The 20,823-nt window shown below is 59.3% G+C and carries 22 protein-coding genes and 1 pseudogene; 8 read left to right on the forward strand and 15 right to left on the reverse strand.

Going from position 1 to position 20,823, the window contains the following annotated elements:
- Positions 1-174: 174 nt before the first annotated feature.
- Positions 175-438 (reverse strand): hypothetical protein, encoded by a 264-nt coding sequence (locus AC07XF_RS11965; RefSeq protein ID WP_007989062.1) that lies wholly within the window; start codon positions 436-438, stop codon positions 175-177.
- Between the two features lie 686 nt (positions 439-1,124).
- Between AC07XF_RS11965 and AC07XF_RS11970 the strand changes: the two genes are divergently transcribed.
- Both AC07XF_RS11970 and AC07XF_RS11975 read left to right on the forward strand, forming a co-directional pair.
- Positions 1,125-1,487, forward strand: a complete 363-nt coding sequence (locus AC07XF_RS11970) for a DUF6124 family protein (protein ID WP_495026646.1) — start codon at positions 1,125-1,127, stop codon at positions 1,485-1,487.
- Between the two features lies 1 nt (position 1,488).
- Positions 1,489-1,737: a hypothetical protein gene (locus tag AC07XF_RS11975; RefSeq protein WP_495026647.1), complete on the forward strand. Its 249-nt coding sequence runs from the start codon at positions 1,489-1,491 to the stop codon at positions 1,735-1,737.
- A gap of 60 nt (positions 1,738-1,797) precedes the next feature.
- Here the strand turns inward: AC07XF_RS11975 and AC07XF_RS11980 are convergent, their stop codons facing one another.
- Entirely contained in the window at positions 1,798-2,706 is a 909-nt protein-coding gene (locus tag AC07XF_RS11980) for a YeeE/YedE thiosulfate transporter family protein (RefSeq protein WP_495026648.1), read from the reverse strand.
- A 142-nt stretch (positions 2,707-2,848) separates the two neighbouring features.
- Between AC07XF_RS11980 and AC07XF_RS11985 the strand changes: the two genes are divergently transcribed.
- Together AC07XF_RS11985 and AC07XF_RS11990 are read left to right on the forward strand one after the other, a co-directional pair.
- A complete protein-coding gene (locus AC07XF_RS11985; protein ID WP_495026649.1) occupies positions 2,849-4,255 on the forward strand; it encodes a DUF2252 domain-containing protein in 1,407 nt (468 codons plus the stop codon).
- Between the two features lie 194 nt (positions 4,256-4,449).
- The gene (locus AC07XF_RS11990) at positions 4,450-4,578 is read left to right on the forward strand and encodes a hypothetical protein (RefSeq protein ID WP_495026650.1); all 129 of its coding nucleotides are present in this window, start codon (positions 4,450-4,452) and stop codon (positions 4,576-4,578) included.
- A gap of 36 nt (positions 4,579-4,614) precedes the next feature.
- Here the strand turns inward: AC07XF_RS11990 and AC07XF_RS11995 are convergent, their stop codons facing one another.
- The 3 genes from AC07XF_RS11995 to pmrG form a co-directional block, all read right to left on the reverse strand.
- Positions 4,615-5,610, reverse strand: coding sequence for a metallophosphoesterase (locus AC07XF_RS11995; RefSeq protein WP_495026651.1), 996 nt, complete (start codon positions 5,608-5,610; stop codon positions 4,615-4,617).
- Positions 5,611-5,878: 268 nt separating this feature from the next.
- Positions 5,879-6,712, reverse strand: a complete 834-nt coding sequence (locus tag AC07XF_RS12000) for a phosphatase PAP2 family protein (RefSeq protein WP_495026652.1) — start codon at positions 6,710-6,712, stop codon at positions 5,879-5,881.
- Between the two features lie 34 nt (positions 6,713-6,746).
- Entirely contained in the window at positions 6,747-7,418 is a 672-nt protein-coding gene (gene pmrG, locus AC07XF_RS12005) for a lipopolysaccharide core heptose(II)-phosphate phosphatase PmrG (RefSeq protein ID WP_495026653.1), read from the reverse strand.
- Between the two features lie 260 nt (positions 7,419-7,678).
- Here pmrG and AC07XF_RS12010 point away from each other — a divergent pair.
- Positions 7,679-8,740 (forward strand): annotated as a pseudogene (locus tag AC07XF_RS12010) (methyl-accepting chemotaxis protein); the annotation flags it as partial.
- Positions 8,735-9,598, forward strand: a complete 864-nt coding sequence (locus tag AC07XF_RS12015) for a methyl-accepting chemotaxis protein (protein WP_405046330.1) — start codon at positions 8,735-8,737, stop codon at positions 9,596-9,598. The pseudogene AC07XF_RS12010 and the gene AC07XF_RS12015, both read left to right, overlap by 6 nt.
- A 74-nt stretch (positions 9,599-9,672) precedes the next feature.
- Here the strand turns inward: AC07XF_RS12015 and AC07XF_RS12020 are convergent, their stop codons facing one another.
- The 9 genes from AC07XF_RS12020 to mdaB all read right to left on the reverse strand — a co-directional run bounded on the left by AC07XF_RS12020 (position 9,673) and on the right by mdaB (position 18,466).
- Positions 9,673-9,978 (reverse strand): helix-turn-helix domain-containing protein, encoded by a 306-nt coding sequence (locus tag AC07XF_RS12020; protein WP_057396604.1) that lies wholly within the window; start codon positions 9,976-9,978, stop codon positions 9,673-9,675.
- Entirely contained in the window at positions 9,971-10,336 is a 366-nt protein-coding gene (locus AC07XF_RS12025) for a type II toxin-antitoxin system RelE/ParE family toxin (RefSeq protein ID WP_495026654.1), read from the reverse strand. The genes AC07XF_RS12020 and AC07XF_RS12025 overlap by 8 nt, the downstream gene beginning before the upstream one ends.
- 248 nt (positions 10,337-10,584) lie before the next feature.
- Positions 10,585-10,953, reverse strand: coding sequence for a glyoxalase superfamily protein (locus AC07XF_RS12030; RefSeq protein WP_495026655.1), 369 nt, complete (start codon positions 10,951-10,953; stop codon positions 10,585-10,587).
- Positions 10,954-11,190: 237 nt separating this feature from the next.
- A complete protein-coding gene (locus tag AC07XF_RS12035; protein WP_495026656.1) occupies positions 11,191-12,648 on the reverse strand; it encodes an N-acyl-D-amino-acid deacylase family protein in 1,458 nt (485 codons plus the stop codon).
- Position 12,649: 1 nt separating this feature from the next.
- On the reverse strand, positions 12,650-13,510 hold the full coding sequence (locus AC07XF_RS12040) for a MurR/RpiR family transcriptional regulator (RefSeq protein ID WP_495026657.1): 861 nt from the start codon (positions 13,508-13,510) through the stop codon (positions 12,650-12,652).
- Between the two features lie 14 nt (positions 13,511-13,524).
- The gene (locus tag AC07XF_RS12045) at positions 13,525-14,874 is read right to left on the reverse strand and encodes a GntP family permease (RefSeq protein ID WP_111280693.1); all 1,350 of its coding nucleotides are present in this window, start codon (positions 14,872-14,874) and stop codon (positions 13,525-13,527) included.
- Between the two features lie 186 nt (positions 14,875-15,060).
- The gene (locus AC07XF_RS12050) at positions 15,061-16,506 is read right to left on the reverse strand and encodes a SulP family inorganic anion transporter (RefSeq protein WP_495026658.1); all 1,446 of its coding nucleotides are present in this window, start codon (positions 16,504-16,506) and stop codon (positions 15,061-15,063) included.
- A gap of 252 nt (positions 16,507-16,758) precedes the next feature.
- Positions 16,759-17,670: a LysR family transcriptional regulator gene (locus AC07XF_RS12055; RefSeq protein WP_495026659.1), complete on the reverse strand. Its 912-nt coding sequence runs from the start codon at positions 17,668-17,670 to the stop codon at positions 16,759-16,761.
- Between the two features lie 205 nt (positions 17,671-17,875).
- A complete protein-coding gene (gene mdaB, locus AC07XF_RS12060) occupies positions 17,876-18,466 on the reverse strand; it encodes an NADPH:quinone oxidoreductase MdaB (RefSeq protein WP_495026660.1) in 591 nt (196 codons plus the stop codon).
- Positions 18,467-18,628: 162 nt separating this feature from the next.
- Between mdaB and AC07XF_RS12065 the strand changes: the two genes are divergently transcribed.
- A complete protein-coding gene (locus AC07XF_RS12065; protein ID WP_495026661.1) occupies positions 18,629-18,943 on the forward strand; it encodes a putative quinol monooxygenase in 315 nt (104 codons plus the stop codon).
- Here AC07XF_RS12065 and AC07XF_RS12070 read toward each other — a convergent pair.
- Positions 18,933-19,697 (reverse strand): sulfite exporter TauE/SafE family protein, encoded by a 765-nt coding sequence (locus tag AC07XF_RS12070; protein WP_495026662.1) that lies wholly within the window; start codon positions 19,695-19,697, stop codon positions 18,933-18,935. The two genes, AC07XF_RS12065 and AC07XF_RS12070, sit on opposite strands and share 11 nt — an antisense overlap.
- A 223-nt stretch (positions 19,698-19,920) precedes the next feature.
- On the opposite strand from AC07XF_RS12070, the gene AC07XF_RS12075 reads away from it, so the two are divergent.
- Positions 19,921-20,811 (forward strand): LysR family transcriptional regulator, encoded by an 891-nt coding sequence (locus AC07XF_RS12075; RefSeq protein ID WP_495026663.1) that lies wholly within the window; start codon positions 19,921-19,923, stop codon positions 20,809-20,811.
- The last annotated feature ends 12 nt before the right edge of the window (positions 20,812-20,823 follow it).

Consider the following 20,823-nt stretch of genomic DNA (forward strand, 5'->3'; position numbering starts at 1 on the left):
CTGCTACAAGGAAGGCGTAGCGTCTGGGTTCGCCTAACTGATCGGCATTCGGGCTGTGGGCTTACCGGTTCGCACATGAAAAACAGCGCTTTGGAGAGCGCATGGCCCAGGTGGCGACACGAGGCGTGGAACGATTGACCTATTGGCAAGTGGAAACAGGGCTCCCGTTAACGATCAGTACTTGATGTCCCGGGCTGTGCGACGGGTATCTTGCTTGGTACTGCGCTTGTCCTGGCGACAGTCTGCATTGCTCTTGTCATTGCCCTTTCTGCAATCATCCTTGGTTTGCCGGGCAGTGGAGCGCCCTTCCTGCCTGGTATCGCGAGCTTCACGCCGCTGTTCACCCTGCTCGGTCGCGTAGGCAGGTAGCGTTACCCACTGTACGCCAGTGGCGATTAGCAGCATCGCCAGGGCTTTCAAGTAGTGCTTACGAATCATGATTTTTCTCCAGTTCCCAATCGCTCAGTCGCTTCGTTCGCCCACCCAAGAATTCAGCGAAAACGTGCATTACATCGTACGCTCACAACTCACTAAAGCACTTTGCGGTACGTGAAATCTGACGATAGGGCCACACAGGCAGTCGGGCAAGGCTGTTATGTGCATGATTGCAAAATGGATATCGGTAACGACCAGGCTTTTGCGTATGCGCGCGGTGACACATAGCAAAATCATTCCAGCATCGAGCACCCGGCATCCCAGGAAAAACTGAATGGCGCCAAGCCCAATGTTGATTGGATAAATCCATGCCAGTTCAAACAGCCCCGGCCGCCAATCGAAGCTAACAAGTCGCACCCAGCACTTGCGCCGACTTCACCACGTCCTAGGAAATTTCCCGCAAAACGCATCGCCTTTCATGAACTGGCGCAGGCTGCTCCTCGCGGATAGCCTTCAGGGGTCGCTGCAAATCAGCGATCGGCTTTGACAGGCTGAAGAGCAACCTTCCACTCCTCCTGATAAAACGGCATGCTTCTGCGCGCCCAGTTTTTATGGCGGTTGTGCGTGGGGCATCTTCGGGTGCACCGGGTTGTTGCTCCTCCGGTCTGTCAACCCACGTACAGCTGCCACCCACATCTGATTGACAGCAGATCGTTGGCAGCTCCCTGAACCAAAGACGGAGCACAATCATGAAAAAACATAACCCCACCCCGCCAGGCTCATCATCCGATTCAACAATCGAAACACCCGACTTATCCAAACTCTCCGAAACCACCGAACCCGCCATCAGCGCCCGCCTTCGTAACCCCAACCACCTCGACCCCGTCAGCCACGTCTTTACCATCCGCTCCAACGTCGACACACCGTCCTTGCTCACCCACGCCAGTGAAACCCTCGCCTCGCTCAACGTCATGAGCACTGACCTTGCCTGTGAGCTTGAGAGTTCGCGTCGCAACATCGCCTTGGCAATCCAGCAGTTGGCCGTGCTGGCTGAATTGCTGGTGAACCGGGCGCTGGACAACATCGCTCCACTCGACGAAGTGGAGGCTTGAGATGGATCGATACATGCCGATGACCGGCATCGACTGCACCATCGCGTCGCTGCTGATCGACACTGAGGCACCACTGGATGTGCTGCACGAAACAGCCGCCTACCGCATTCGCACCGCGACGCAATTGCTGGAGCGTTTCGCTGCGGACGAAGGCGTTCACAGTGAGCTCGCACGGGTGCTGGTGACTTCGTTACGTGATGGTTGCGACTTGCTGGATGTGGTTGGAAGACGGTTGCAGAAGCAGGTTTGATCTTTGAAAAACAAAATGGACGATCTCATTGAGATCGTCCAACTCCAGAGCCGCTATCACTCAACGGCGAACCCGCCTCACCCAAACCCCCACCAATATCCCCAACACAATCGACACCAACGGCACAGCGCCTACCCAGGTCAGCGTCGGAAACACCAACAATATCTGCGAGTCATTTCCGCCCAGCATCATCGAGGCACCGGTCCCCATGAGTACGCCTGCCAGTAAATGCCTGCCTGCCGTCATCGCTTCGAACCGCTGATAGTTGAACGTACGACGATGCAATGTGTAACAGAGCATGCCTCCCAGCAACAGGCTGAATACCGCGACACGTTGCTGGGTCAGCATGTTTTCGCCCGGCAACCAGAACATTTGCGAGAGATCGTAAAAGAATACGCTGGGCGTCCACTGCGGTTCGAAGGTGTAGAGGGCGCTGGTCAGCGCGCCCAGCAACAGGCTCGACAGCACCAGGTGTTTGTCGCCGTGGATCCGGATTAAAAACAGCAAAATCAGCAGCACGATGCCGATGACCAGCCAGTAATGACGGCTGGAAATCATCGGCATTTGCAGAGCCCGGTGTTCGGTCAGCATGTTCAAGCGATGCCACAGCACGATGCCCAGCACCCAGCCGAGGATGGTGAAGACCTTGTTGAAGTTGCCGCTGGCGAGTTTGGTCAGGGTGCCGACGCTGCATCCGTCATTGAGCACCGAGGCGAGGCCGAACAACAGCCCGCCACCGACCAGCGACAAGTAGCCGACCTCGGGAATGAACAGCGGCTGACTGACGCCAAACAAGGCGTAGAACGGCGCGAGCAACAGGCCGAACAAACCGCAACTGACCAACGACACGAACAGGGTCGGCCGGCGCTTGAGCAGCAGCCCCATGGCGTTGACCAGACACATGCCCATGCGTTGGGACACCCAGCCGACAAGGAACGCCAACAACAGAGAAATCAGCAGTGAAAGCACAGGCCTCCCTGTTTCCGGTCAATGACATCGTGCCGATGCCTGTGAGAGAGACTAGCCGCTGCGCAAACACTTGGGATGCCCCCGCAAAGCCCTTCTACACTCAATCCGCATATGCCCTACAACACCTGTCGAATAGGCCCTCATGACCACCCTTACAGCCCGCTTGAAACAAGGCAAGGATGCGCGCAAGAACTGCCCGCGCAGTTCACAGGCAACCCTGGGAAAGGTCGACCGTGACCCAATTCCGCTGATCAAGGCGTCGAGTGAAGGGCGCATAAAATCGCTGGTGGAGTTGCGCTACGGGCGCATGTTGGTGTCGCCCTTCACCTTTTATCGCGGCAACGCACTGTTGCAGGCCCACGACCTGGCGGGCACTTCGAACATGGGACTGGTTTCGCCGATTTGTGGTGATTGCCACCTGATGAATTTCGGTGGTTTCGCAACGCCTGAACGCAACCTGCTGTTCAGCGTCAACGACTTCGACGAAGCCCATCCCGGACCGTGGGAGTGGGACTTGAAACGCCTGGTGGCGAGTTTCCTGGTGGCCGCCCGCGACTTGCGCCATGGGGAATCCGTTGAGGAAACGATCTGCCACGAAGTGGTGCAAGCCTATCAGCAGACCATGCTGGAGTGCGCCGAACAGAGTGCGCTGGAAACCTGGTACGAATCCATCAGCTATGACGAACTGCTGGCGCAGGCCAACAAAAGCACCCTGGAACATGTGGAACGCGCCATTGCCAAAGCCGAACGTCGCACCCATGCCGAATTGCTGCCAAAAATCAGCGAACGCGACGCCCATGGTCGTTTGATTATTCGCGATGACCTGCCGGAAATTTTCCACCTGCACAAAAACACTACGCTGCTGGACGCCGATGATGACTGGTTGCGCCTCTCAGACTGGCGCCCGCTCTACGACACCTTCATGCGCGACTATCGCGGCACCCTGCAAGCGGACCGCCGCGATCTGGTGTCGCGGTTTCATGTTCAGGACATGGCGTTCAAAGTGGTAGGCGTCGGCAGTGTCGGTACCCGTTGTCTGGTGGCGCTGTTGACCGACGATCAGGAGTTCCCGCTGTTCCTGCAATTCAAGGAAGCACGGCGTTCGGTGCTCGCGGGCTACGTGAAGGCCAAGTCACGGGTGCGGCATGAAGGGCAGCGGGTGGTCGACGGTCAGCGGTTGATGCAATCGGCCAGCGACTTGTTCCTCGGCTGGACCACCGGTCCCAGCGGGCGACATTTCTATGTCCGCCAGTTGCGCGATATGAAAATCTCCGCCGAACTCGAGACCTTCGACGGCGACGCATTCGCGGCCTATGGCCGGCTCTGTGGCCGGGCCCTGGCTCGCGCCCATGCCAAGTCTTCCGGGCTCGCGGCGGTGATCAGCGGCTACATCGGCAAGAGCGACGCACTGGCCGACGCGTTTTATAAATATGCCCAAGGCTATACCGAGCAGAACGAGCGTGATTTCGAGCAATTCCAGCAAGCCTGTCGCAAGGGTCGATTGCGTGCGCGGTCGGAAGCCGACTTTGCCGCGGATCATTTGCCGTAGCTGTGTCGCAAGCTCTGGTACGGGGCGTTGATCGAGATGAAGTTTTCTTCACCCCACGGTTGCGCTCCTGCCTGTACATTGCCCTTGCTCATTCAAGAAACTACGGTTTGCCCGCCCTCCCGCGGGCTTTTTTTTTGGGGCTTCCACTCGTTTGAGCGTGGGCACGCCCCCTTGTAGGAGCCAGCCTGCTGGCGATGGTCGTTAACGATAACGCGGGTGAACTGGATAAACGCGGCGCACTTGAGTCCATCGCCAGCAAGCTGGCTCCTACAGTTTCCCGCGAATGCGTGATGAACCTTTTTTTTGCCTGCGAATTTGCCTGACGGCCATCGCTGGTTGTATCCGGTCGACACCGTCCATCACTGTGCCAACTGCGCGACGCTCCCTTGCGATTGCTCGGGCAGCAAACAGCCTTTGGCCATCCACTGGCAGTCTCTGGCCCAGCGATAGCCGGATTCCAGGTCGCCTCGGTCGTTGTAATAACCCAGCCGCAATTGAGTGGCACTCAGGTCGAGTTTGGCAAAACCAGCCCGCGAAGCAGTAAACGCGCTATCCGGTGTTGGCGCGCTCAGAGCACTCAGCCTCTGGCCACCCGCCCCGGAAATGACCCACGCGGGTTCACCTGCACGTAACAGCAATTGCTGGTTGTGATCATGACCTGACAAAAGCATATCGACGTGGTTGCGTTCCAGCACAGGCAAGAGCCGGGTGACCAGATCCGACTCCTCGCCATGCTCGCCTTGATTGCGCAGCGGGTGATGGGACGCGGCTATTCGCCATATTGGAGCCGGTCCGGGTGCCTGGAACGCCTGATCGATAAAGTCGATTTGCTGCTGCAAACGTTCACGTGGCGCCGAGGTGTCGAGGAACACCATCCGCACCAATGGCCGCCCGTCGACGTTACCGAAGTCCCTGACGTAGAAATTCGCCGGCATCTGCCAGCGACCCGAACCCTTGTGCTGTTGGCCGTACTCAATCTCGTATTTTTGCGACACCGGGTAATCGTGGTTACCCAGCACCGCGTAAAATGGCACATGGCCGAGCCAGTGCCCCCAATAGACACGCTCGAATCGGGTTTCCCAATGGAAATCGTGGGTACTGGTCAATGGCTTGCCGTAGAAGTTGTCGCCCAGGAATACCACCATGTCCAGGCGCCCCTCTTTAGACGCAACCCGCTCCATGGCTTGCCCCACCCGCCACTGTTGCAAGTCACCACTGCCCTGGTCACCCACTGCGATCATCGACACCGATGCAGGGTCCAGGCCACTCAGCGGAACATAGGGCGATGGTGGCGTGAACAACCAATAACCACCGACGAATAACAGAACAACGACGGCGACGCTGGAGCAAAGCACGACTCTTCCACGCACCGAACGTTTTGCAGAAATCGAGGGGGAAATTGTGCGTTTCAATCAGGGGCTCACAGGGCTCGAAAAGCCAGGCAGGGTGGCGAAATGAAGAGCGATCTACACCCCCAATGGATCACAGTGTTTGTTCACATTTTGTTAAGAAATCGTTCCGCATACTTTTTCTCGGCCTGCTTTTTTGGTTCTTCACGGAATCCCGGACAACAAAAAACCCGCAGCCCTTTCGGGGTGCGGGTTTTGCTGTTCAATCGTCAGCTCAATTCACAGACTGAGGCTCAGTCGACAACACCGTTTTTTCCCTGCTCTTGAGCACCGGCATTTCCAGCCTCGCTCGCCCGTAAAACGCCAGCGCCGTCAGCAAACACGCCAGCCACACAAAGATCCCGGCCCATAAGGTGTGGGACATGTAGTGCCAGCCTTGCAGTACCCGCGTGGTGCCATAGATGAAACCGAGGGCCAGCGAGCCGTACATGATCGCTTTCGAATAGCGCCAGCGGTAGCGACGTGCCACGAAGTACAACGCCAGCATGGTGAACCCGCCCGACGCGTGTCCGCCCGGCCAGCAGCGCCCCGGACCGGCAACTTTCAGCAGGTCGAAATTCTCGTACCACTCGACGTGCTCCTTTTTGCCGCCGTACTGGGTGGTTTCGATCGGGCAGTACACGCTGGTGTGGCCCTTGAGGTAGTGAATCACCCCGGTGCTGATGGAGAACGCGAACACCACGTAGAGAAAATCGCGACGGTGCCGGGTGGCAAAGCGCAGCACCGGTGCGACTTTGATTTTTTCCAGGAAGGCGATGATTTTCGAATGCTTTTCGGCCTTCAGGCGCGGCCAGAGAAATGACAACAAGGCACCGATAATCGCAATCTCGCCCGTCCAGTTCGGAATGATCCGCGCCCATTTATGGGTGATTTTTTCGAACAGATGAACATGGTCCAGCGGGTACGTCTGCGTCACCGGATCAAAAAAATAGTTGTTGAACGCGATGTCGATTTTGGTCATGTCGAACATCAGGAACACCACGACCGCACAGGCCAGCGGAATACCGAAATTCACCCAGTAAAAGCGGTAGCGAGAAGCGGTCAGCATTGTGAGTCCTGATTCAAAAGGAAGAGGGAAAAACTCAATGAGTACTCACCGAGCTCCAGTCAGAAGCATCGATGAAACCAAGCATGCGCGGAGTTTGCGGGGTTTCGGCGGAAATAAACAGTGAAGCGCCATAACCCAGCGTCGAAGGCGGTAACTTGAGGTCTGTTTCCAGTTGTTCCATGCATTCGCTGTGGGTCACCAGAATCAAGTTACGACCGGCAACCTTGTGCGCCAACGCGTCGCGCAGCATGGTGCCCTTGCAAATGATCAGCCAGTCTTCGCCCGTGCCAACCTTGTTGAACATGAAGTTGGCGGTCTGCGCCGTGCGCAGGATCGGGCTGTTGTAGATATCGGCCTTGTCCAGGCCCAGGTGTTTGAACTGAGCCCCAAGGCTCTCGGCAACACTGCGAGAGCGCTCGGTAATGCCATCGTTACCAACCAGACAAGGCGCAGAGGAATGGTCGCAGCGCTCGACGTGGCGCACCAGCACGATCACGTCGCCCTTGGCCCATCCCGTCATCAGCGCCTGTGCGCCGGCCACATTGCCGTGAGCCAGGTCCGGCGCGGTGGCGGGACGCAGCAAAAACACGGTCAGCGGGATAACCAGCAGCGCCGAGGCCAACACCACCGCAGCGTTGCGATAGCGGGCAAAGCGGTTCAGATCGATCGAGCGTTTTATCCCGAAAAGACTCAGTCTTAATTCCACATCAAGCCGCCTCGCCGGCAAACACCACCCCATTAGATCGTGGGAGGTTAGAGAAACGTGCGTCGGTGACTGGTGAAACGCATGTGAAAAAAAGCTTAAAAGCGCTGTAAAAACCTTGTTACAGAATCCGTTGGGCAAAATCCTTTCAGCTCCCGGGATTGCGGCCGATACATCCTGCTTACACAGCTTGGCGGCCCCCAAAAAAAACAATCTTCCAGCCAACCGACAACAAAGAAGCACTACGTTCCTGGAGGAATTTGATGAATAGCTGGTTTGGCAACATCAGCGTGAACCTGAAACTGGGCCTGGGATTTGGCCTGGTCCTGGCACTGACCTGCGTCCTCGCCCTGACCGGCTGGACCAGCCTGGGCGGGTTGATCGACCGCAGTAACTGGATGAGCGACATCACCCAGCTCAATGGCGGCCTGACCAAGCTGCGCGTGGTTCGCCTGCAGTACATGCTGACCAACGGCGACGAAGCCGCCGCACAGACCGTGCAGACCACCCTCGACGCTTTCTCGGCCCAGCAGCAAGCCCTGCTGGCGAAGTTCAAGAGCCCGGAAAACCTCAAGCTACTCAGGGAGCAGGGCGCCGTCATCGATGCCTACAAGACGTCCCTCGGCAAGATGCGCAACGCCTATCGCACCGGCAACAGCGCCCGTGATGCCATGAGCGCCAGCGCCGAAACCGCCAACACGCTGATCAATGACATCAACGCCCGCGTGCAGCAAATGCCGCTGAGCGACCAGCGCTTCGATCAGTTCCAGGCCATTACCGCAGCCAAGGAAGCGTTCCTGCTGGCCCGCTACGAAGTACGCGGCTACACCGCCAGCACCAACGCCGAAACCGAGCAAAAAGCCGTCGACCAACTGGACGCTGCCATCGCCAGCCTGAAACCGTTGAACACGCAGTTCGCCGATACCCAGCAAGATGCCCTGCGTCGGCTGGAAACTGCGCTGGGCAACTACCGCAGCGCCTTGCAGGCCTACAAGGCCGCCAGCAATGACGCGGTGCAAGCGCGCAAGGAAATGACCGACCAGGGCACCGCCATCGTGTCCCAGAGCGATCAGATGTACCAGATCCAACTCGACCGCCGTGACGCCGAAAGCGCCCGGGCACGCACTCTGCAACTGATCAGTACGTTGCTGGCGTTGCTGGTGGGCATCATTGCCGCCGTGGTCATCACCCGCCAGATCACCCGCCCATTGCGTGAAACCCTCGCGGTGGTCGATCGCATCGCCAGTGGTGACCTGTCCCAAAACGTCCTGGTTACCCGCCGCGACGAACTCGGCGTGTTGCAGCAAGGCATCGCGCGCATGGGCGTGACCTTGCGCGACTTGATCAGCGGCATCCGCGACGGCGTGACCCAGATCGCCAGCGCCGCTGAAGAGTTGTCAGCCGTGACCGAACAGACCAGCGCCGGGGTCAACAGCCAGAAAGTCGAGACCGATCAGGTCGCGACCGCCATGCACGAGATGACCGCCACCGTGCAGGAAGTCGCGCGCAACGCTGAAGAAGCCTCGCAAGCCGCTGCCGCGGCGGACGGTGAAGCCCGTGAGGGTGACAAAGTGGTCAACGAAGCCATCGCCCAGATCGAGCGTCTGGCCAGCGAAGTGGTGCGCTCCACCGAAGCCATGAGCGTGCTGCAACAGGAAAGCGACAAGATCGGCAGCGTCATGGACGTGATCAAGGCCGTGGCCGAGCAGACCAACCTGCTGGCGCTCAATGCCGCCATTGAAGCGGCCCGTGCCGGTGAAGCCGGTCGTGGTTTTGCCGTGGTGGCCGACGAGGTTCGTGGCCTGGCCCAGCGCACACAGAAATCCACCGAGGAAATCGAAGGCCTGGTGGCCGGCCTGCAGAACGGCACGCAACAAGTGTCGGCGGTAATGAACAACAGCCGCGTCCTCACCGACAGCAGCGTAGCCCTGACCCGCAAGGCCGGCGAGTCACTGGAGAACATCACCCGCACGGTGTCCAACATCCAGTCGATGAACCAGCAAATCGCCGCCGCTGCCGAACAGCAAAGCGCCGTGGCCGAAGAGATCAGTCGCAGCATCATCAATGTGCGCGACGTGTCCGAACAGACCGCCGCTGCCAGCGATGAAACGGCGGCGTCCAGTGTTGAACTGGCGCGGTTGGGCAATCAATTACAGATGATGGTGAGTCATTTCAGGGTCTAGGCCGAACACGTCAGCGACGTTGACACGAAGCCCTTTGAAAAAAGGGCTTCTCTCATTTCAGGCAGTCGGACTGCTTATTTGGCGAAGTTTTCGATTTTTACCTGTCCTTCAGGAAAGGTGGCGATGATTTCCAACTCGCCACCCATTGCGCGGATGTAATTGCGCAATGTGCTGATGTACATGTCCGTGCGTCGTTCCATTTTCGAGATTGCTGCCTGGTTGACGTGCAAGGCCTTGGCCAAGGTTTCCTGGCTCAGTTCCTGGGCTTTGCGAAGCTCATGCAGAGGCATTTCTTTCAGGTGTTGCTGGAGCAACTGCTCTGCATCGGCACGTGATTCAGGCGACATGCGTGCTTGAAGCTCAGCGAATTTTTTAGCCATCATTGCGGCCCTCTATACGCAGTGTTTCCAAGTGTTCGTCATACAGTTTTTCGGCCATGGGGACATGATGCTCATACCAACGATCCTGACCGGTTTTATCGCCACCTATCAGCAATAATGCGCATCGTCGTGGATCAAATGCGTACAACACGCGGTAAGGGCGACCACCATGCTGCACCCGCAGCTCTCGGAGATTGCCATGTCGCGAGCCTTTGATATCGCTGCTATGGGGAAATCCCAAACCTGGTCCAAAGAGCTCCAACAAGTCGACACTCGCCGATACGCAAGCCTGCTCCTTTTCATTCAAATCGCCCCACCAATCGCCAAATTCATCCGTGTATTCAACGTCCCACTTCATACAAATATGCCACCCGCGGAATATAACCTCAAGGGAATAACTGTATGAGCTTCAACGGCCCTCCGACTACCCTTGAGCCCCCACGCAATTGTTAATGATGATTGCTGGTGAAGCTTGGGTGGCGTCGAACTTTAGAGGGAGCGCAGGCGGAATACTGGATGGCGTTGCAGGTGGGTGGCATCAGCCTGGATATGGCCAAGGCCAGTTCCCACGCAGTGCGTGGGAATCAATCAATGGCTGGCTAAACCTCAGACACAAATCGCATTGGTAAACACCAACCGATTGCCGAACGGATCAGCAATGGTCATGTCCTGGCTGCCCCATGGCATGGCCTGAATTTGTGGATGGGAAAACCTGTACTCCTTGGCCAACAGCTGCTGTTGAAACTTTTCCAGCTCATCCGTCTCGATCCGCAGCGCAGAACCCGGCGTGCTGTCGCCATGGTGTTCGGACAGGTGCAGCACGCACTCACCTCGCGAGACTTGCAGGTACAGGGGGAAGCCGGGCTCGAAACGATGTTGCCAGTCGATCTTGAAACCGAGGAAATCAACGTAAAACTCCACTGCCTTGGCTTCGTCGAAAATGCGCAGGATCGGAGTGGTTTTGCCGAAGCTCATCGGGTTGCTCCCAGACTGTGAAAGACCTGTAGGAGCGAGCTTGCTCGCGATAGTCGTTAATGATGACGCGTGTCTACTGGGTAAACGCTGCGCTCTTTTGTCCATCGCGAGCAAGCTCGCTCCTACAAAATACGTAACCGAACAGCAATGATAGTCGGACTTGATATCAGTCCTTCGGCGCGGAAGCGCCATACTTTAGTCTCAAAGTGCCATCATTGTGACGCAATCATCGAAACGTCACTGAAACCCTGTGCGCAAATCCCCTTTCCGGGCCAGGAACCGCCCTTCCCTGCGCCCGTTGGCCTGGCCATCGCGGTAACTCAACACACCGTTGACCCATACGCCCTCGATGCCTTGCGCCGCCCGCTGCGGATCGTTGAAATCGGCAACATCACGGATGGTCGCCGGATCGAACAACACCAGGTCCGCCCAATGGCCTTCGCGTATTTCACCGCGGTCCTTCAAACCGAAGCGTGCCGCCGACAGTCCGGTCATTTTGTGCACGGCGGTGTGCAGCGGGAACAGTCCTACGTCACGGCTGAAATGTCCGAGCACCCGGGGGAATGCGCCCCACAAGCGTGGGTGCGGAAACGGGTCCTCCGGCAAACCGTCGGAGCCGACCATCGACAGCGGATGCGCGAGGATTCTGCGCACATCCGCCTCATCCATTCCGTAGTACACCGCACCGGCCGGTTGCAGTCGGCGGGCGGCCTCCAGCAATGGCACATTCCATTCGGCAGCGACGTCCGTCAGGTCGCGACCGCCCATCTGCGGATGCGGGGTGGACCAGGTAATAGTGATGCGGTGGGCATCGGTCACCTGCTTGAGGTCCAGGGTCGATGAGCTCGCGGCATAGGGATAACAGTCGCAACCCACCGGGTGGGTCTTCGCCGCCTCTTCGAGGGACGCCAACAGCTGCGGACTACGTCCCCAATTACCGGCGCCGGCGCATTTGAGGTGGGAAATGATCACCGGGCTTTGCGCATGACGACCGATCCGGAACGCCTCGTCCATGGCCTCCAGCACCGGTTCGAATTCGCTGCGCAAATGGGTGGTGTAGACCGCACCAAACGCCGTCAACTCTTCGGTCAGCTGCATCACTTCATCGGTCGATGCCGAGAAGGCGTTGGCATAGGCAAGCCCAGTGGACAGGCCCAGCGCACCGGCCTCAAGACTCTCGCGCAGTTGCTCGCGCATCGCGGCGATTTCATCCGCCGTGGCGGTGCGGAACAGGTCGTCCAGATGATTGCTGCGCAATGCCGTGTGGCCCACCAGCGCCGCGACGTTCAGCGTAGTGTTCGCCGCTTCGACCGCCGCGCGGTAGTCGCTGAATGTCGGATAAACGAACGCAGCGGCCGTGCCGAGCAGGTTCATCGGGTCCGGCGGATCGCCGCGCAGACTCACCGGCGATGCACTGATCCCGCAGTTGCCGACGATCACCGTGGTCACTCCCTGGCTGAGCTTGGGCAGCATCTGCGGTTGGCGAATGACCACGGTGTCGTCATGGGTGTGCACGTCGATGAAACCCGGCGCCAGCACATGGCCCAGCGCGTCGACTTCTTCGTTGGCGTGGGCATCGCTCAAGTCGCCGATGCGCTCGATGCGACCGTTCAGAATCGCCACGTCGGCGGGGTAACCGGGGCTGTTACTGCCATCGATGATCAGAGCATTGCGAATCAGCGTGTCGTACTGCATGTCAGTCTCCCAGCGGCAAGTGGTCGTCGCCGCCGCGGTATTCGTCGAGGGCGAGTTTGATCCGCCGCAGACGTTCTTGATTGTCTTCAGGATTGGCCAGGGCCAGCTCGGTGGCGAGCACATCGATGGCCAGCAGCATGCCGTAGCGCGCCGCCGTGGGTTTATAGATGAACGAGGTTTCGGCGCTTTGCAGGGGCAGGACGATGTCGGCCAGTTGCGCCAGCGGCGAATCGCCGCGAGTGATGGCCAGAATGCGTGCGCCATAGTTGCGCGCCAGCTCCACCGTTTCAATCAGTTCCGGGGTGATCCCGGTCAGCGAGCAGACAATCACTACGTGTTCGGCACTGAGGCTGGCGGCGGTGACACGCATCATCACCGCATCGTGGCACGCCGCAATCGGATAGCCGAGACGCACCAGGCGCACTTGCAGTTCATCGCTGCACAGGGTCGAGCAGCCGCCCATGCCGAAAGCGTGAATCATCCGCGCCTTGCCCAGCAGTTTCACCGCATCGGCGAAACGCGACTCATCGAATGCCGCCAGGTGCTGGCGCAAGGTCGATTCGATGTCGCCGACGATTTGCCCGTAGAACGCCGACTGCTCGGGCGTGCCCGCCGGGTCGAGAAATCGGCTGCCAACGCCGCTGGCCTGGGCCAGTTGCAAACGCAAGTCACGCAAATCCCGGCAGCCGACCGTGCGGGCGAAACGTGACAGCGTGGCGCTGCTGACCTCTGCCCGCAGCGCCAGTTCATCGAGGCTGGCGGAGGCGGCAAATCCTACGTCGTCGAGCATCAGGCGGGCGATGCGTCCTTCACCGGCACTGAAGGAATCCTGACGGGCGCGGATCTGGTAGAGGATGTCCATGCGGGTGGCTCCGGCTAAATCAGATAAGAAAGGCCAACGGTCAGTCCGAAGGCGACGACCGAGATCAACGTCTCGAGCACGGTCCAGGTCTTGAAAGTTTGGGCAACGGTCATGTTGAAGTATTCCTTGATCAACCAGAAACCGCCGTCATTAACGTGGGAAAAGATAACCGACCCGGCGCCCGTCGCCAGCACCAGCAGCTCCGGATGGGGATAACCCAGACCAATGGCCACTGGTGCGACCACACCTGAAGCAGTGGTCATGGCCACAGTGGCAGAACCGGTGGCGATGCGCATCAGCGCTGCGAACAGCCAGCCCATCAACAGCGGCGACAGGTGGAACTCGTGGGCCAGGCCAACGATCTGGTCGGTGACGCCGGCGTCCACCAGAATCCGGTTCAAGCCACCACCGGCGCCCACCAGCAAGGTGATGCTCGCGGTCGGCGCCAGGCATTCGTTGGTGAACTTGAGGATCGATTCGCGGTTGAAGCCCTGGGCCAGGCCAAGGGTCCAGAAGCTTAGCAATGTGGCCAGCAACAGCGCGATCACCGAGTTACCGATGAACAGCAGGAACTGGTTGAAACCACTGCCCGGCGTGGAAATCAGATTGGCCCAGCCGCCGATCAGCATCAGCACCACCGGCAACAGGATGGTCGCCATGGTGATGCCGAAACCCGGCAGGCTGTCGCGCGGTTCACGCTCGAGGAACTGGCGTTCCAGCGGGTTTTCCGCCGGCAATTGAATGCGCGGCACGATGAACTTGGCGTACAGGGGACCGGCGATGATCGCCGTCGGAATGCCGATCAGGATCGCGTACAGCAACGTTTGCCCCACCGATGCTTGATACACCTGCACCGCCAGCATCGCCGCCGGATGCGGCGGCACCAGTGCATGCACCACCGAGAGCCCCGCGACCATCGGCAAGCCGACCATCAGGATCGACACACCCACGCGCCGCGCCACGGTAAAAGCAATCGGCACCAACAGGACGAAACCGACCTCGAAGAACAGCGGCAGCCCGACCAGAAACGCGATGCACACCATCGCCCAATGCGCGTTCTTCTCGCCAAAGCGGTCGATCAGCGTGCGGGCCATCTGCTCGGCGCCACCGGACTCGGCCATCATCTTGCCGAGCATGGTGCCCAGCGCCACTACCAGTGCGATGTGCCCCAGGGTCTTGCCGACGCCCGCCTCGTACGCCCCCACCACACCGGACGGCGGCATGCCGGCGACCAGCGCCAGACCAAGGGAAATCAGGGTGATGACAATGAACGGATTGAGCCGGTAACGGGCGATCAGAACGATCAGCGCGATGATGGCAACGGCGGCATACACCAGCAGCCAATAGCCGAAGGACGGGGTCATGCGGTACTCCTCGAGAGGGTCACGTCGAAATATTTGTGAAACTCTTAAAACATTTCGACAGGTGATTTTCAAACGAGGTGAAAGTAATTTTCGTGCAGAGGTAAGGCGTGTCGTGCAGAGGTATGACTTGTCGCGAGTAATGAAAATCAGGCAGGCGGATTTTCATCGCGCCTGCGCTGTTTGATTTCAGTCGTGCTGCATCCGGGCACGCTTGAGCAATTTCCTGCAACGCTCGGACAAGTGCAGCACCCGCAGGTGCTTGCCGGCCTTGGCGTAGCGCTCGCGCAAGGTGCCCAGCGCGGCGATGGCCGAGTAGTCGACAAAACTCAGGTGACGGCAATCCAGGGTGACTTGCGCCGGGTCGTTGGCCGGATCGAACTGATTGAGAAAGGGGGTGGTCGAGGCGAAAAACAGCGTGCCATGCACCCGGTACAACTTGCTGCCGTCGTTTTCCAGGTGACTGTCGGCATACAGCTGACGGGCCTGCTGCCAGGCAAAGTTCAGCGCCGCAATGATGATGCCGCAGAGCACCGCGGTGGCCAGATCGGTGAACACGGTAATCACCGTCACCGCAATGATCACCAGCACGTCGTTGAGCGGCACCTTGTTCAGCACCCGCAACGAGGCCCAGGCGAAGGTCTGTTGCGACACCACGAACATCACACCGACCAGCGCGGCCAGCGGAATCCGCTCGATCAGCGGCGACAGAAACAGAATGAACAGCAATATCGACACCCCGGCCACCTCCCCGGACAAGCGCCCGCGCCCACCGGAACTGAGGTTGATCACGGTCTGGCCGATCATCGCGCACCCACCCATGCCGCCGAACACACCGGACACCACATTCGCCGCCCCCAGCGCCACGCACTCGCGATCCGGGTAGCCACGGCTCTCGGTGATTTCGTCGGTGAGGTTCAGGGTCAAAAGGGTTTCCAGCAACCCGACCAGCGCCATCAGGATCGCGTAGGGCGCGATGATGCGCAGGGTGTCCAGATTCCACGCGATGTCCGGCAGCGCCAGCGTCGGCAAGCCTCCGGCAATGTGCGCCATGTCGCCCAGGGTGCGGGTTGGCAGGCCAAGCAGATACACCGCCAGGCCCACGCCGAGAATCGCCACCAGCGCCGGCGGCACGGTGCGGGTCAGGCGCGGCAGTACATAGACAACGGCCATGGTCACCGCGACCAGGCCAAGCATCATGTACAGCGGTGTACCGCTCAGCCAGGCTTCACCGCTCTTGAAGTGCTCCATTTGCGCCAGCGCAATGATGATCGCCAGGCCGTTGACGAAGCCGAGCATCACCGGGTGCGGCACCATGCGCACCAGTTTGCCGAGCTTGAGCAGCCCGAACGCGATCATGATCAGCCCGCCCAGCAACACCGTGGCCAGCAGATACTGCACACCGTGTTGCACCACCAGCGCGACAATCACCACGGCCATCGAGCCGGCCGCACCGGACACCATGCCTGGTCGCCCGCCGAACAGCGCGGTCAGCGTGCAAATGATGAACGCGCCATAAAGCCCCATCAGTGGATTGAGATGGGCCACCAGCGCGAAAGCGATGCACTCGGGCAACAGGGCGAAGGACGTGGTAAGTCCGGCCAGGACATCGGCGCGTAGACGTTTTGCTTTCATGGAGGGATCGCACACAGGGAGAGACGAGAAAAGAGTGTGCGGATGTTACGGAATCGGGGGCCGACCGGCCATCATCTGTGTCATCGAAAATGTCTTCGCGAGCAAGCCCGCTCCCACATTCGATCGCGCTCCGTCAGAAGGAATGCGATCGAATGTGGGAGCGGGCTTGCTCGCGAAGAACGATGACGCGGTCTAAAGCTAACTCAAACCCTCTCATCGCGAATCCACTCAACCTGACGCAGGAATCACGAATCAGCCCTTGAAATTCGCGTCCGCATAATCCGCCAACTTACCCTGGATAAAGTCCAGGAAGCATTGAATCCGCAGGGCCAGTTGCGAGTTGCGGTAGTACACCGCATTGATCGGCTGGCGATAGCCGCTGTTGAATTCGGCCAACAACACTTTCAAGCGTCCGGCACGAATGTCTTCAATGGTCATGAAATGCGACAGGCTGGCAATGCCCTGGCCGTCCAGTGCCAGATGGCGGATGGTCTCGCCGCTAGAGGCGCTGATCGACGCCTGGATCGGCCAGCGATCGCCATGCACATAACGCAGCGGCCATTGGTTGAGGCCTTCGTTCTGGGTGAACCCCAGCAGCGTATGGCTGGCCAGGTCCGCCACGGCTTGCGGTGTGCCGTACTTTTCCAGGTACGCCGGGCTGGCGACGATGTGCAACGGGCTGCATCCCAGGGAGCGGGCATGCAATGTCGAATCGGTCAGGGTGCCAATGCGGATGGCGATGTCGGTGCTCTGCTCCAGCAAGTCGATGATCAAGTCGTTGCTATTGAGTTCGAGCTGGATGTCCGGGTAGAGCCGACGGAATTCATCGATGTAGGGCACGATGGCGTGCAGCATGAAAGGTGATGCAGCATTGATCCGCAGACGCCCGGACGGCGTTTGCTGGCGTGAGGACAGGCGCTCTTCGAGCTCGTCCATCTGATCGAGAATTCGCTTGGCGTGCTCGAAGAAGTACTTGCCCTCCTCGGTCAGGTCCATGCGTCGCGTGGTGCGATTGATCAGCGTCGTGTCGAGCTTGGCCTCCAGCCGCGACAGCGTACGGCTGACCGCCGAAGGCGTTTGCCCGACCTGCTCGGCCGCCGCAGAAATCGACCCGCATTCAATCACGCAGACGAAAATCTGCAATTCATCGGATCTGGCTTTCACGTGTGTCCCTTATCGATAGTCCCGACCGGTTCTTCTGAGTCAAGAGTAACCATTGTGGCGAGGGAGCTTGCTCCCGCTCGGCGGCGAAGCCGTCGTAAAACGGACAAACACGATTTACCTGAAGCACCGCGCGCACCAGCGGGAGCAAGCTCCCTCGCCACAAAAGCCCTACACACAGACTCCGGCTTTCGATAGTAACTGACAGTTACGCCTTCAGACCAAACACCTCAGTCAAATGCTGCTCATAGCGCGCTACATCAGCTTCGATGTTCGGGCGTTTCATCACGTCCACACAGAGGAACGTCGGCAAACCGGTCATGCCAAGGAACTCGTTGGCCTTGTGGAACGGGAAATACACCGCGTCCACACCTTTGGCTTCGAAGAAATCGGTCGGGTCGTCGAAGGCTTGCTGCGGGGCGTTCCAGGTCAGCGACAGCATGTATTGCTTGCCGTGAATCAGGCCGCCGCTGCCGTACTTCTGCGACGCGTCCGAACGGGTGCGACCGTCGCTGGCATAGAGGCTGCCATGACCTTCGGTGAAGACTTCGTCGATGTACTTCTTCACGGTCCACGGTGCGCCCATCCACCAGCCGGGCATCTGGTAAATGATCACGTCGGCCCAGAGGAACTTGGCCACTTCTTCGGCGATGTCGTAGCCCTCGTCGATGAAAGTGGTTCTGACATCCACACTGCCACGATCCAGCACACTTAATGCGGTCTCATGCAGGGTGGTGTTGTAGCGGCCGTCGGAGTGCGCAAATTTTTTGCCGCCATTGAGCAACAGGACTTTTTTCATGGGAGGTCTCGGGGAGGTCGGGAATCGGATGGCGGCAGAGTACCGACTGGCCTCACGCGGAATAAGCGTCGATTGGGCAAAAATCATTTGACCCACAAGCACGAATCAATAGCCGATTGTTGCCTTAGACTGGTGCCAGTTCTGACCTGAGGAGAAATGTAGATGAGTGAAATCCAGGGCTTCATCCTGCACGCCAAGACCCGCCCGGAAAAATCCGACGCCTTCGAAGCGTTTTTCAGCGGCTACGTGGAAGCGAGCCGAGCCGAACCCGGTTGCATCGAATACCACATGTTGCGCGACAAACAGGACCCGACCCTGTTCATCTTCTTTGAGATCTGGCAGTCCCAGGCCCACCTCGATGTGCACTCGAACCTGCCGCACATGAAACAGTTCCTTGACCAGCGCGATGAGTATCTGGAACGGGACTTCGAGATCCGCGCCATCGACATGATCAGCCCGTCGTCCGCTAGCCGCTGATCAGCAAATGGCCGCCGAGCAAACCAAGGCCAATGAAGAACACGCGCTTGAACAACACGGCGCTGATCCGCTGGCGCAGCGATTGCCCCAGCCACATGCCGAGCATTGCCGGGATCAGCGCCAGCAGCGACGCGCTCAATTCGCCCCCTCCAAGAGCGCCGCGCCATAGCAATCCACCGGCCAGGGCCAGGGTCGAGACGGTGAACGACAGGCCCAGCGCCTGCACTAGCTCATCCTTTCTCAAGCCCAGCGCTTGCAGATAGGGCACCGCTGGAATCACGAATACGCCTGTAGCCGAAGTGATGACGCCGGTCAGCACACCACACAATGGACCGAGCCAGCGTTCGCTGCGCCGCCCCACGCGCAGCGTCGGCAGGAACAAACCGCTCAGCGCATACAGCAACAATGCCGCACCCAGCCCCCGCACCACCCAAAGGCCACCGCTCATGCCGATCCACAGCGTGCCTGCTCCGGTGCCGATGAAAATCGCCAGCAACATCGGCCACAACCGTTTGACCAGCCCCGACAGATGCCCGCCGAACGCCAGCTGCCAGACGTTGGTCAGGGTCGCCGGAATGATCAACAGCGCCGCAGCCTGCGACGGCGCCATAGCCACACCGAGCAGTCCCATGGCAACAGTCGGCAAGCCGAGGCCGATCACGCCCTTGATCATGCCGGCCAGCACAAAGGTGCCGATCACCAACAGGGAAAGGGCCAACCCGAGATTCTGATAAAACGCGGAGAGTGTGTTCATGGGGCTATGGTGAGCCCGCCGGGGTTGATTGAAAATCTGCCATATACTGAGGCTGGCTCTCGCAATACAAGAGGCTGAGTATTTCACTGAGGCGACTGGCCTCTTCGCGGGCAAGCCCGCTCTACATTTTATCGCGTGCAGTCGGGACAACTCGGTCCATTGTGGGAGCGGGCTTGCCCGCGAAGGCGCCCTTCCAGACAACACACATCCAGAGGTTGCGGCAATGCACTTCGACCTGACCGACCTGCGCCTGTACCTGAACATCCTCGACACCGGCAACATCACCGCCGGCGCAGCACGCAGTCATCTGTCACTCGCGGCGGCCAGCGCACGGATTCGCGCCATGGAGGCATCTTTGGGCGTCGAGTTTCTTCAGCGCAATCGTCGCGGAGTCAGCCCGACGCCGGCCGGCAATGCCCTGGCCCGACACGCCCGGGTGCTGCTGCAACAAGCCGAACGCCTGCAACAGGAACTGGCCGAATACGCCAAGGGCGTCAAAGGTCAGGTGCGCCTGCTGTGCAATACCACGGCGATCACCGAGTACCTGCCAGAGCTGCTCGCGGACTTCCTGCACAGCCATCCCAACCTCGACATCGACCTGCAGGAACTGCCCAGCGCCCGTATCACCCACGCCTTGCGCCAGGGTGCGGCGGACCTCGGCATCGTTTCCGACGCGGTGGACACCGATGACTTGCAGACCCGCCCGTTCCGCGACGATCCGCTGGTGCTGATCATGCCCCGCGAACATCCCTTGGCACAGGCGACCTCAGTGAGTTTCACCGACACATTGCGTCACGATTACGTCGGCCTGAACGCCAACAGCGCCCTCGCCGTGTACCTGGAGGAACAGGCGCTGCACACCGGTACACGGATGCAGATCCGCATCCGCGCCGACGGCTTCGACGGGGTGATGCGCATGGTCGCACACGGCGCCGGATTGGCGATTGTGCCGTTGGCGGCGATCCAGCGCGGGTCGCTCGATGAGCCGTTGAAAAGTGTCGCGCTGGAGGAAGACTGGGCGCAGCGCAAACTGCTGCTCTGTGCTCGTTCATTCGATAACCTGCCCGGTTATGCCAGAGCCCTGTTCGAGGCATTGCAGGGCGACAGCCTTTGAAGACTGTCGCCC

The sequence above is a fragment of the Pseudomonas sp. GW821-FHT01C01 genome, from assembly GCF_059422645.1.

Coding starts and splice junctions, on each gene's coding strand:
- AC07XF_RS12035 (WP_495026656.1), bottom strand. CDS start 12,648: ATGCAGTACGACACGCTGATTCGCAATGCTCTGATCATCGATGGCAGT.
- AC07XF_RS12040 (WP_495026657.1), bottom strand. CDS start 13,510: ATGGACATCCTCTACCAGATCCGCGCCCGTCAGGATTCCTTCAGTGCC.
- AC07XF_RS12000 (WP_495026652.1), bottom strand. CDS start 6,712: ATGCTGACCGCTTCTCGCTACCGCTTTTACTGGGTGAATTTCGGTATT.
- AC07XF_RS12030 (WP_495026655.1), bottom strand. CDS start 10,953: ATGAGCTTCGGCAAAACCACTCCGATCCTGCGCATTTTCGACGAAGCC.
- AC07XF_RS11975 (WP_495026647.1), top strand. CDS start 1,489: ATGGATCGATACATGCCGATGACCGGCATCGACTGCACCATCGCGTCG.
- AC07XF_RS11970 (WP_495026646.1), top strand. CDS start 1,125: ATGAAAAAACATAACCCCACCCCGCCAGGCTCATCATCCGATTCAACA.
- AC07XF_RS12045 (WP_111280693.1), bottom strand. CDS start 14,874: ATGACCCCGTCCTTCGGCTATTGGCTGCTGGTGTATGCCGCCGTTGCC.
- AC07XF_RS12065 (WP_495026661.1), top strand. CDS start 18,629: ATGAGTGAAATCCAGGGCTTCATCCTGCACGCCAAGACCCGCCCGGAA.
- AC07XF_RS12050 (WP_495026658.1), bottom strand. CDS start 16,506: ATGAAAGCAAAACGTCTACGCGCCGATGTCCTGGCCGGACTTACCACG.
- AC07XF_RS12020 (WP_057396604.1), bottom strand. CDS start 9,978: ATGGCTAAAAAATTCGCTGAGCTTCAAGCACGCATGTCGCCTGAATCA.
- AC07XF_RS12070 (WP_495026662.1), bottom strand. CDS start 19,697: ATGAACACACTCTCCGCGTTTTATCAGAATCTCGGGTTGGCCCTTTCC.
- AC07XF_RS11985 (WP_495026649.1), top strand. CDS start 2,849: ATGACCACCCTTACAGCCCGCTTGAAACAAGGCAAGGATGCGCGCAAG.
- AC07XF_RS12075 (WP_495026663.1), top strand. CDS start 19,921: ATGCACTTCGACCTGACCGACCTGCGCCTGTACCTGAACATCCTCGAC.
- AC07XF_RS11990 (WP_495026650.1), top strand. CDS start 4,450: ATGGTCGTTAACGATAACGCGGGTGAACTGGATAAACGCGGCGCACTT.
- AC07XF_RS11965 (WP_007989062.1), bottom strand. CDS start 438: ATGATTCGTAAGCACTACTTGAAAGCCCTGGCGATGCTGCTAATCGCC.
- AC07XF_RS12015 (WP_405046330.1), top strand. CDS start 8,735: ATGGGCGTGACCTTGCGCGACTTGATCAGCGGCATCCGCGACGGCGTG.
- AC07XF_RS12025 (WP_495026654.1), bottom strand. CDS start 10,336: ATGAAGTGGGACGTTGAATACACGGATGAATTTGGCGATTGGTGGGGC.
- mdaB (WP_495026660.1), bottom strand. CDS start 18,466: ATGAAAAAAGTCCTGTTGCTCAATGGCGGCAAAAAATTTGCGCACTCC.